Origin of the sequence: Kocuria sp. ZOR0020 (genome assembly GCF_000800955.1) — a bacterium.
Classification (GTDB): Bacteria; Actinomycetota; Actinomycetes; order Actinomycetales; family Micrococcaceae; genus Kocuria; species Kocuria subflava.
On the sequence record NZ_JROX01000002.1, the window covers coordinates 1 to 11,127 of the forward strand.

Genomic DNA, 11,127 nt, shown 5'->3' on the forward strand with positions numbered 1-11,127 from the left:
GGGCACGCGCAATCGAGTGGGGGAGGGACACCACCGAATCGCCGGGAGTTCGCGTACGGTCCCGGGCGCGCTAGACTCGTGCGATGTCTGTGCCCGGACCTGGTGTCCGGTTGACCGTCCGGCCCGCCGGACGAGAGCACAGATCACCCACGGGGTGTAGCGCAGTGGCTAGCGCGCCTGCTTTGGGAGCAGGAGATCGCAGGTTCGAGTCCTGTCACCCCGACGTTCGACCGTGCAGGTCAGGCACCGAATGGACGTGTCAGACCGTGGCGGTCGCATACCGCGCCCGTGACCTCGAGCAGATCAGCTGAGTGGCTGCGCCTGTGTGAGGGCCGCGGGCTGAGACCTGTCATCACCCACTTATCAGGAGCGCAGCGCCAGTGCAGAGCACCGTCGAAAACGTCAGCCCCACCCAGGCAAAGATCGATCTGGAGATCCCGTTCGCGGACCTCAAGCCGTTTATCGACCGGACCTACAAGTCCCTGGCCAACCAGATCCAGGTCCCCGGCTTCCGTGCAGGCAAGGTCCCGGCCAAGCTGATCGAGCAGCGTGTTGGCTACGAGTTCGTGGTGGAGAACGCCCTGAACGAGGCCATGGACACCTTCTTCCAGCAGGCCCTGGCCGAGCACGAGCTCACCCCGATCGCCCAGCCGCAGCTGGAAGTGTCCCAGCAGCCCACCGCTGAGGACCGCGAGGCCGACACCAAGGCCGTCATCGAGGTCACCGTGCGCCCCGAGATCGAGCTTCCCGACTACAAGGGCCTCAAGGTTGAGGTGGAAGCCCGCACCGCAGGTGATGAGGACGAGCAGAAGGCTCTGGACGAGCTGCGTAGCCGCTTCGGCACCCTCAAGACCATCGATCGCCCGGCTGCCGAAGGTGACTTCGTCTCCCTGGACCTGCAGGCCCTGATCGACGACGAAGAGGTCGACGCCGCCAACGATCTCTCCTACGAGGTCGGCTCCGGCACCATGCTGGAAGGTATGGACGAGGCTGTGACCGGGCTCTCCGCTGACGAGGACGCCACCTTCGTGACCAAGCTGGCCGGTGGCGAGCACTCCGGTCAGGAGGCGACCGTCAAGGTCAAGGTCACGGCCGTCAAGGAGCGCGAGCTGCCCGAGGCCGACGACGACTTTGCCCAGCTGGCCTCCGAATTCGACACCATCGAGGAACTGCGCGGCGACCTCAAGAAGCAGGCCGCCGACTCCGTGGTGGTGGAGCAGGGTGTTGAGGCCCGCGACAAGGTCCTGGAGCAGCTGGTCGGACTGGTTGAGGTCGAGGTGCCCGAGTCCGTCATCAAGGAACAGATCGATCAGCACTTCAACAACCCCAACGCTGATGCCGATCACGACACCCCCGAGCACCGCTCCGAGGTGGAGGAGAACGCCAAGTCCGCCTTCCGCAACGAGGTCATCCTGGATGCCGTGGCGGACAAGGAAGAACTGGGTGTTGAGCAGTCCGAGCTGATTGACTACATCATCTCCACCTCCCAGCAGTACGGCATGGACCCCAACCAGTTCGCCCAGATGCTGGATGGTTCCGGTCAGGCCGGAATGATGGTTGGCGAGGTGCGACGTCGTAAGGCCCTGGCCAAGGTTCTGGAGCAGGCCGAGGTTGTGGACACCGACGGCAACAAGGTGGACCTCTCCGCTTTCGTGACCCCGGCCGGTGCTGAGGATGCAGCCGAGGACTCCGCTGAGGCCGAGCCATCCGAGGAGAAGTGAGCCGTGCGGTGAGCCGCCACGGTTGACCGACACCGTATTGACGACGCCCGCCGGGTAGGTGACCAACCTGCCCGGCGGGCGTCGTCGTCTGTCCAGGCCGAGGTGAGGCACGCCGCCAGCGAACAATGCGCGGGCAACGGATCCCCGTGCGTGCCGGTCAACTAGGCTCGAACGCGACCGACCAGACCTGAGCGCAGGTACCCCTTGGGGTGGCAGGCGGCAGGTAGGCCCGGTGAGAACCGGGACCGTGAACTCATGCGAAAGAGGGATGCACTGATGACCTCTCCGTTGACCCCGGAGCACTCCTCCGTACAGCCGCGGATGGACAGCCAGCCCATTGCCGGCCAGGACGACTATGTCTACAACCGTCTGCTCAAGGAGCGGATCATCTGGCTGGGCTCCCAGGTGGAGGACCGCAACGCCAACCTGATCTGCTCGCAGATGCTGCTGCTCTCCGCCGAGGACCCGGAAGCGGACATCTACCTCTACATCAACTCTCCGGGTGGTTCCGTGACCGCCGGGATGGCGATCTACGACACCATGCAGTTGATCCCCAACGACGTGGTGACCGTGGCCACCGGTCTGGCAGCCTCCATGGGGCAGTTCCTGCTGTCCTCCGGCACCCCGGGCAAGCGTTACGCCACGCCCAACACCCGCATCCTGATGCACCAGCCCTCCGGCGGCATGGGTGGTACGGCCTCTGACGTTCGTGTCCAGGCCGAGTTGATCATGGACATGAAGCGGCGCCTGGCAGAGCTGACGGCTGAGCAGACCGGTCAGAGCATTGAAAAGATCTTGGAAGACAACGACCGCGACAACTGGTTCACAGCCGAGCGCGGCCTGGAGTACGGCTTCTTTGACCACATTGCCCAGAACGCATCCGGTGTCTCCGGTGGCGGCGGAACCATGAAGGACCAGGAGTCCTGACCGGGCCCCTGACCACCACGCCTCTGCCAGATCACGGCTCAATTTTCTAAGGATGACTTCCATGAACTCCATGTTTGGACAGGCCGGCGCGCCGTACCTTCCGGGTTCGACCGCTGGTAACGTGCCCACCAGCCGTTACGTGCTGCCCGATTTTGAGGAGCGCACGCCCTACGGTTACCGCCGCCAGAACCCGTACACCAAGTTGTTCGAGGACCGCATTGTGTTCTTGGGCGTCCAGGTGGATGACGCTTCCGCCGACGACGTCATGGCGCAGCTGCTGGTGCTCGAGGCTCAGGACTCGGACCGGGACATCACCATGTACATCAACTCTCCCGGTGGATCGTTCACGGCCATGACGGCCATTTACGACACCATGCAGTTCATCCGCCCGGAGATCCAGACCGTGTGCCTGGGTCAGGCGGCCTCGGCTGCTTCCGTGTTGTTGGCAGCGGGCACCCCGGGCAAGCGCCTGGCGCTGCCGAACGCCCGTGTGTTGATCCACCAGCCGGCCATGCAGGGTCAGGGTGGCGGCCAGGCCTCGGACATCGAGATCCAGGCCAACGAGATCGTGCGCATGCGGACCTGGTTGGAAGACACCATGGCGCTGCACACCGGCAAGAGCTCCGAGGAGATCAACCGGGACATTGAGCGCGACAAGATCCTCACGGCCACCGAGGCCAAGGAGTACGGGATCGTGGATCACGTTCTGGAATCCCGCAAGGCGGTTAAGCCCAAGACGGTGACTGCCTGAGCATCCCGTGATCTCACACCAGGTGTGACACGACTGAAGGCCACTTCCCGGCAAGGAAGTGGCCTTCAGTCGTGTCACAGTAGGACGACACCCCATCCCGGCAGGAAGCGCAACCCCCATGTCTCAGGACGCATCCGTGTTTGAAAATTCTCCCGACGCCGGCCGCGGACGGGTGGTGTTCAGGGTTTCCGTGGTGTTGATCCTGGTGATCATGGTGGTGGCCGCGGCCGTACCGGAGCAGGTGGGTGAGGCTTCCGACCAGGCTTTGAGCTGGGTGACGGAGAACACCGGCTGGTCCATGCTGGTGATTCCGCTGGCCATCATGGTGTTGCTGGTGGTCCTGGCGGTCACCAAATACGGGCGGATCAAGTTGGGCCCGGATGACTCTGAACCTGAATACCCCACGTACGCGTGGATCGCCATGCTCATGGGGGCGGTCATGGGCATTGGCTTGATCACCTACGGCGTGGCCCAACCGGTGATCCATCTGTGGACACCGCCGCACGGACTGTCTGAACCTGGAAGCCAGGACGCCGTGGTGGATGCCCTGCGGTTCACGTTTCTGGACTGGGGTCTGCACGCCTGGGCCATCTTTGGGATCTTCGGGTTGGCCATTGGGTACTCCACCCACAGGCTGGGCAACAAGGGATTGGTCTCACCCATCCTCAGGCCCCTGATCGGACGCCATGCAGATGGCGTCGTCGGCAAGGCCGTGGATGTCCTGGTGATCCTCTCCACGCTGTTCGGCACCACAACCTCCCTGGGACTAGGGGCAGCCCAGGTCAGCCAGGGTCTGGAGCAGGTCACCGGCGCAGCCCTCACCACCATCCCTGCGCAGTTGGTGATCATTGCAGTGATCACTGTGATCTTCACGGCCTCGGCCATGAGTGGTGTGGGCCGCGGCATCAGGCACCTGAGTCAGATCACCATGGTTCTGGCACTGGCGCTGCTGGTGTTTGTGCTGGTCGCAGGCCCCACCACCTATCTGATCAACATGTATTTCCGCGCGGTGGGCAGCTACGCGGGGGATTTCCTGGAGATCAGCCTGATGCTGCCTGCCACCTCGGATGAGCTGGCATGGATGCAGTGGTGGACCTACTTCATGATGGCGTGGTGGGTCAGCTGGGGTGCCTTTGTGGGAGTTTTCCTGGCCCGCATCTCCAAGGGCCGGACCATCCGCCAGTTCGTGGGTGTGGTCCTGGGGGTTCCCACGGTGGTGTTCTCCGCCTGGTTCACGGTCTTTGGCGGGAGTGCCATGTTCATGGACATGAATCGGGGGACAGCCATCGGCCAGGCAGCGGCGGAGAACGTCAACACCGCGTTCTTCGGCCTGTTGGACCAACTGCCCTGGACCCTGCTCACCTCTGTGGTGGCCATCATCCTGGTGGTCCTCTATTTTGTGACCGGTGCTGATTCCAACACGTACGTACTGGCCGTGATTTCCACGGATGGCAACATGCATCCCAGCCGCCCGGTGTTGCTGGTGTGGGGTGCCTTTACCGGTGCCATGGCGGCCGTGTTGCTCTACGCCGGGGGATTGCAGGCCCTGCAGACCGCGGTCATGCTCTCCGCGGCACCGTTCATCTTTGTGATCCTGGCGTTGGCCGTGTCCGTGGTGGCGTTGTTGCGCAAGGATCCGCTGGTTCTTCCGACGTCGTCGGGCGGGCCGTCCGTGGCCCATCAACTACCGCAGCGGTTCCTGACTAACAACAACAACGACGACGCCGCGGGCGCGGAACCGGCCGAGCCCCGTTCTTGATGGTGCAAGTGGTGTCGCGTTGGTGGCTGTCAGTGGGCTCGCGTATCGTGGGCTTCCTGGTACACGGGGGCAAACGCGTCCTGCCCAGAACCGGTGGGAACGGAAGATGTTCCTGTGATCACGACCAGCTCTAAGGAGTGCACATGGCCCGCATCGGCGAAAGCGCTGATCTGCTGAAGTGCTCTTTCTGCGGAAAGAGTCAGAAGCAGGTCCGCAAGCTCATCGCTGGGCCAGGCGTCTACATCTGTGACGAGTGCATCGAGCTGTGCAACGAGATCATCGAGGAAGAGCTGACCGAGGTTGAGGCCTCTGAAGAGTCGGCCCTTCCCACCCCTCGTGAGATTTTCGACCACCTCCAGCAGTACGTGGTGGGCCAGGAGACGGCCAAGCGTGCGCTGTCGGTTGCGGTCTACAACCACTACAAGCGTGTGCGCGCCTCCCAGTCCGGCAAGCCGTTGCAGTTGGCCACCGCTGCGGGGGACGAGGACGTGGAGATCGCCAAGTCCAACATTCTGTTGGTTGGTCCCACCGGTTCCGGCAAGACCTATCTGGCGCAGTCCCTGGCGCGGCGCTTGAACGTGCCGTTCACCGTGGCTGATGCCACGTCCCTGACCGAGGCCGGGTATGTGGGCGAGGACGTGGAGAACATCCTGCTCAAGCTCATCCAGGCCGCTGATTTTGACGTCAAGCGTGCAGAATCCGGGATCATCTACATCGATGAGATCGACAAGATCTCCCGCAAATCGGAGAACCCATCCATCACCCGGGACGTCTCCGGTGAGGGTGTCCAGCAGGCTCTGCTGAAGATCCTGGAAGGCACGGTCGCGTCCGTTCCACCGCAGGGTGGGCGCAAGCACCCGCAGCAGGATTTCATCCAGATCGACACCACCAACGTGCTGTTCATCGTGGCCGGCGCCTTTGCGGGGCTGGAGGACATTGTGGAGTCCCGGGCCGGGAAGACCTCCATCGGTTTTGGCGCCCCCGTGGAGCAGATCGCCCACGGACCGGTGTCTGAACTGATGGGCAAGGTCATGCCGGAGGACCTGCTGAAGTTCGGATTGATCCCGGAGTTCATCGGCCGACTGCCCATCATCACCGCGTTGAACGAGCTCACGGATGAGGACCTCAAGCGCATCTTGGTGGAGCCCAAGAACGCGTTGACCAAGCAGTACCAGAAGATGTTCGACCTTGACGGTGTGGCTCTGACTTTCACCCCGGAGGCCTTGCAAGCCATTGCGGAGAAGGCCATTGAACGGGGAACCGGAGCCCGCGGATTGCGCGCCATCATGGAAGAAGTGCTGCTGCCGGTCATGTTCGATCTGCCCACGGTGGAAGATGCCGCTGAGGTGATTGTGGATGCGGACAGCGTGACTGACGGTGTTGCCCCGCAGGTTGTCACGGCCGAACCGGCTGACGAATCCAAGTCCGCCTGATCCACAGCACGGAAGCTGAGCACGCCGTGGCACGGGTAGTCGCACTGTTGCGTGGCATCAACGTGGGCGGGCGCCACAAAGTTCCCATGGCGGATTTGCGGGCCGTGGTGGAATCCATTGGCCTCACTGAGATTCAGACCTACATCCAGTCCGGCAACGTGGTGGCCACTGACCCACAGGAGCGCACCACGGATTCGCTCCGTCAGCTCTTGGAGACCGCGATCCAGGATGAGTTCGGGTTCCCGGTCCCCGTGGTCATGGTCTCAGCCGGTCGGTTCCGGGACATCCTGGCTGACTGCCCGTGGCCTGCCGTAGAAGATCCTCGCTGTGTGCACGCCATCTTCTATCCCGCGGCCATCCCCACTCCCATGCTCCAGCAGGCTCTTGACCTTGTGCGGTCGGATGACACTGACCAGGTGAGCGCGGATCACGATGTTGTCTGGCTGCACACACCCGCAGGACTCTCCACCTCCCGGATGGCTGAGCGGCTCATGCGTCTGACTCTGCCTGACGGCCGGCGCGGCACCGCCCGAAACCTGCGTTCGCTGCGCGAGATCACAGCCCGCCTTTGAGCTCCCGGACACGGCATCCCGGGCGGCGTCGTCGTAAGTTTGAGGCAGTGGCACGGCAAACGTGCCGATGCATCCCTAGAACGCTTGCTGCGTTAGGAGACCTCATGAGTGACACCGTTGACTTCTGGTTCGACCCCCTGTGCCCGTGGGCGTGGATGACCTCCCGGTGGATGGGTGAGGTGGAGCAGATCCGCGACGTCCAGGTGAACTGGCGCGTCATTTCCCTGGGCATCCTCAATGAGGACAACCCGGAGAACCACCACCACGGCCACATTGAATCCATGTGGCCGGTGCGTGTGGTGGAGGCTGCCGCTCAGGCCCACGGTGATCAATACCGCAAGCCGCTGTACGACGCCATCGGGACCCGGATCCACCCGGGACGCCGCGGCAAGGACGATCAGCTGGTGGCGGTGCTGGAGGAGTCCCTTCAGGAGGTGGGCCTGCCGACCGAGCTTGCCGAAGCCCGCAACTCGGAAGACCACGACGACGCCCTGCGGGCCTCCACCGATGCTGCTCGTGCAGTGGCTGGTCAGGACATCGGAACACCGTGCATCGCTGTGAACGGCGTAGGCTTCTTTGGCCCCGTGTTCACCCCGGCACCCAAGGGTGAGGAAGCCGGCAGGATTTGGGACGCTGCGTTGACGCTGTCCAGCTACCCGGGGTTCTACGAGCTCAAGCGTGGCCGCGAGAAGGGCCCGGACTTCAGCTGAGTCACATCGGGCAGGATACCCCTGGGGGTATGTGACATACTGACGGTGCCACATTCCCTAGCTTGAGGAGCCGTGCCCGATGACCACCCATGTCACCGAGATTGCCCCGGCCACGCTGCTGACCTGGATGCAGGACGGCAATGTCACGGTCGTGGACGTCCGTTCATCCGCGGAGTTCGAGTCCCTGCACATCCGCGGCAGTTACAACGTCCCGCTGCACCTGCTCTCCGAGCACGCCGAGGACATTGCTGATCGGCTGGATCAGCGCGTGGTCCTGGTCTGTCACTCCGGTGTCCGTGCTACGCAAGCAAGGCAGCGGCTGAGTGCTGCGGGGCTGCAGGACGCCCATGTGCTGGACGGTGGTGCCGCAGCCTACGCGGTGGCCGGGGGTGCGGTCGTGGAGGGCAAACAGGCGTGGGCCATGGAGCGCCAGGTGCGCATGGCGGCCGGGTCGCTGGTGCTGGCGGGGGTCCTGGGTGGGCAGCTGCTCTCTCCCAAACTGCGCCTGCTCAGCGGGGGAGTCGGTGCCGGTTTGGCCTACTCCGCCGCCACCAACACGTGCGCCATGGGCAGTGTGCTGGCCAAGATGCCGTGGAACCGCGATACCCGGGAGGTCACGCCTCAGGACGTCTTGGACCAACTGCCGAGCGGCCGGTGATCAGTCGTGGGCACTGAGACAGCGGCGCGGTGGCCGGCATGAGCGGGCTCCTGATCCCGACGTTGGTCCTGGCCTTGGCCATCGGGCTCTCACTGGGCATGTTGGGCGGAGGCGGTTCGATCCTGACCGTGCCCATGCTGACCTACGTGGCCGGACTCGACCCACGGGAGGCCATCGCCACGTCCCTGTTCGTGGTGGGCGTGACCAGCGCCATCAGCGCTCTGACTCATGCTCGCCGCGGGTTCGTGCAATGGCGTACCGGTCTGGTCTTCGGGGCCACCAGCATGGCTGCAGCCTTCCTGGGCGCCATGATCGGTGAACACATCAGCCCCACAGTTCTGATGGTGGCCTTTGCCGTGATGACGGTGGCAACCTCGGTGGTCATGATTCGCGGTCGCCGTCCGTGCGACGGTCCGGACTGCCGGGCCGAATCTTCCCGCCTGACGTTGGTTGCCATCGGTCTGGGGGTCGGTATGGTCACGGGCCTCATCGGTGCCGGGGGCGGTTTCCTCGTGGTCCCGGCCCTGGCGCTGTTGGCCGGATTGAGCATGCCTGTCGCCGTGGGAACGTTCCTGATGGTGATCGCCATGAACTCCTTTGTGGGGCTCGTCGGTCACCTGTCCTCGGTGCATCGTCAGTGGACACTGGTCGCGGCCGTGACGACGACGGCGGTCCTCGGCTCCCTGATCGGTTCCAACGTGGCGGCCAGGGTTCCGGCCCAGGCGTTGCGCAAGGGATTCGGATGGTTCGTCCTGACCGTGGGCATTGTGGTCCTGGTGCAAGAGCTTCCCGATCCGGCGGGCCTGATCCTGGCAGGCGTGGCTGCCGTGACGGGTGTGGCTGTCCTGGTGTGTCGGGTGGTTCCGGCCTGTCCGCTGGGATCTCGACCGGCACCGTCGTGACCATGTGAGACCCGATACCCGGGTGACCTCCGCGCGGTTTCCGGAACGATTGGCCATCGCATGGCGGAGGGCCCCTCACAGATTTGGTGAGGGGCCCTCATTGTGTCGTTTCGGTGCGTCAGGCGGTCACGACCTCCCGGCCCTGATTCATCCAGTTGTTGATCGAGCCCCTGAGCTCCGCGACCTGGAAGCCGTTGTTGCGCAGCATGTTCGCGGCAATCGAACTGCGCAGACCGCTCTGGCAATAGGTCACGATCGTGCCCTCCTGCGGGAGCTTCTCCAGGTTCCACAACACACGTCCACCGTGGAGCTGCTCGGCGCCGTCGATGTGACCACCTTGGTATTCGCTAACCGCACGGACATCCAGAAGGAAGTCGCGGTCAAAGCCCTCGAGCTCCGCGGGATCGATGACCTCGGGGGTCTCCTGCGGGAGGCCGTCCATGGACGGGATGTATCCCGTGACGTCATCGATGCCCACGCGCACCAGGTGGTCCCAGATCTCGCGCGCCGCATCGCCGTTCGGTGCCAGCAGGACGAGCGGGGCTGGATTGCGGTCCGGGTCCACGGCCCAGGCTCCGAAGCTGGCGATCTTGCCGTCCGACGGAATGTGCAGCGCATGCTTCACGGTGCCCTTGTGGACTTCATCGACGGGACGAGTGTCCACGAACGACAAAGCGCCGGACTCGATCTGCGGTGCAAGCTGGCTCGCGGAATACTCCGGCAACTCGCCTCGCTCACCCATGACGTCCGGACCCTGACGGTTCTGGTTCTTCATGCGTCCGAAGTAGAACGGGGCATCAGGCTGGCCGAACAGGAGTTCGTCCACGAAGCCTGCCTCGTCGTCGTTCTCGACGTACTTGCTCCACCAGGCGTAGTTGCGTTCGTAGCCGACCGTGGTGGAGGGGATCGCGCCGAGGGCCTTGCCGCAAGCGGAGCCCGCGCCGTGGGCCGGATAGACCTGCACGTGGTCGGGCAGGGTCAGGAACTTCTCCTTGAGGCTCCGGAACATGCGCTGGGCGCCTTCGAAGCGGGTGTCGATGCCGCCGGCGGCTTCGTCCAGCAGATCCGGGCGACCGAGGTCTCCGATGAACACAAAGTCGCCGGTCATCATGTACCCGGGGGTATCCGCGAAGGCGCCGTCCGTGACCAGGAAGGAGAGGTGCTCGGGGGTGTGGCCGGGGGTGTGCACGGCTTCGATGGTGATGTTGCCGATCTGGAGCCTGGACCCGTCGTGGAGCCGCTCCGCCTCGAAGCGGTACTGCCAGTCCTCGCCGCCTTCGGCAGAGACGTACATGGTCGCGCCGGTGGCGGCCGCCAATTCACGGGTTCCGGAGAGGAAGTCCGCGTGGATGTGGGTTTCGGTCACCGCGACGATCTGCATGCCGTGCTCGTGGGCCAGGCGCTGGAACACCTCGATGTCACGGCGGGGGTCAACCACCACCGCCGTGTTCTCGCGCTGGCAGCCAATGAAGTAGCTGGCCTGTGCTAGGTCCTCGTCGTAGATGCGCTCCAAGAGCATGAGTGCCTCCTCGGGGAGTCGTAGGTACGGCGCAGCTGCGCCTCACACCTTCCAACCTAATACCCCCAGGGGTATAATCCCAGGGCTTGAGCGTGGTTGAGGAGGTCGAAACCGGGCATGAAAAACGCCGAGTTCGGGGTTGTTCCGCCTATCTCATCTGATAGGCGGAACAACC

Annotated in this window: 10 protein-coding genes and 1 tRNA gene; 10 read left to right on the plus strand and 1 reads right to left on the minus strand. The window is 64.0% G+C overall.

What is annotated here, in order from left to right; genetic code table 11:
* Positions 1-150 precede the first annotated feature (150 nt).
* From L979_RS00040 to L979_RS00085, 10 genes are all read left to right on the plus strand, one after another.
* Positions 151-223: transfer RNA gene (locus tag L979_RS00040), tRNA-Pro, on the plus strand.
* A gap of 157 nt (positions 224-380) precedes the next feature.
* Positions 381-1,721: a trigger factor gene (gene tig / locus L979_RS00045; protein WP_047687860.1), complete on the plus strand. Its 1,341-nt coding sequence runs from the start codon at positions 381-383 to the stop codon at positions 1,719-1,721.
* A 276-nt stretch (positions 1,722-1,997) separates the two neighbouring features.
* Complete coding sequence (locus tag L979_RS00050; protein WP_047687862.1) at positions 1,998-2,648, plus strand: ATP-dependent Clp protease proteolytic subunit; 651 nt, start codon at positions 1,998-2,000, stop codon at positions 2,646-2,648.
* A 61-nt stretch (positions 2,649-2,709) separates the two neighbouring features.
* Positions 2,710-3,399, plus strand: coding sequence for an ATP-dependent Clp protease proteolytic subunit (locus L979_RS00055; RefSeq protein WP_369792946.1), 690 nt, complete (start codon positions 2,710-2,712; stop codon positions 3,397-3,399).
* Between the two features lie 136 nt (positions 3,400-3,535).
* The gene (locus tag L979_RS00060) at positions 3,536-5,158 is read left to right on the plus strand and encodes a BCCT family transporter (protein WP_231559319.1); all 1,623 of its coding nucleotides are present in this window, start codon (positions 3,536-3,538) and stop codon (positions 5,156-5,158) included.
* Positions 5,159-5,301: 143 nt separating this feature from the next.
* A complete protein-coding gene (clpX, locus tag L979_RS00065) occupies positions 5,302-6,591 on the plus strand; it encodes an ATP-dependent Clp protease ATP-binding subunit ClpX (RefSeq protein ID WP_047687864.1) in 1,290 nt (429 codons plus the stop codon).
* A gap of 26 nt (positions 6,592-6,617) precedes the next feature.
* Positions 6,618-7,163 carry a DUF1697 domain-containing protein gene (locus L979_RS00070; protein WP_047687866.1) on the plus strand — a complete coding sequence of 182 codons (546 nt, stop codon included), beginning with the start codon at positions 6,618-6,620 and terminating at the stop codon, positions 7,161-7,163.
* Positions 7,164-7,267: 104 nt separating this feature from the next.
* Positions 7,268-7,873 carry a DsbA family protein gene (locus L979_RS00075; protein ID WP_047687868.1) on the plus strand — a complete coding sequence of 202 codons (606 nt, stop codon included), beginning with the start codon at positions 7,268-7,270 and terminating at the stop codon, positions 7,871-7,873.
* Between the two features lie 79 nt (positions 7,874-7,952).
* On the plus strand, positions 7,953-8,531 hold the full coding sequence (locus tag L979_RS00080) for a rhodanese-like domain-containing protein (protein ID WP_047687870.1): 579 nt from the start codon (positions 7,953-7,955) through the stop codon (positions 8,529-8,531).
* Between the two features lie 38 nt (positions 8,532-8,569).
* Positions 8,570-9,433, plus strand: a complete 864-nt coding sequence (locus L979_RS00085; protein ID WP_047687878.1) for a sulfite exporter TauE/SafE family protein — start codon at positions 8,570-8,572, stop codon at positions 9,431-9,433.
* Between the two features lie 118 nt (positions 9,434-9,551).
* Here L979_RS00085 and L979_RS00090 read toward each other — a convergent pair whose 3' ends face one another.
* Positions 9,552-10,952, minus strand: a complete 1,401-nt coding sequence (locus L979_RS00090) for an MBL fold metallo-hydrolase (protein ID WP_047687872.1) — start codon at positions 10,950-10,952, stop codon at positions 9,552-9,554.
* Between the last annotated feature and the right edge of the window lie 175 nt (positions 10,953-11,127).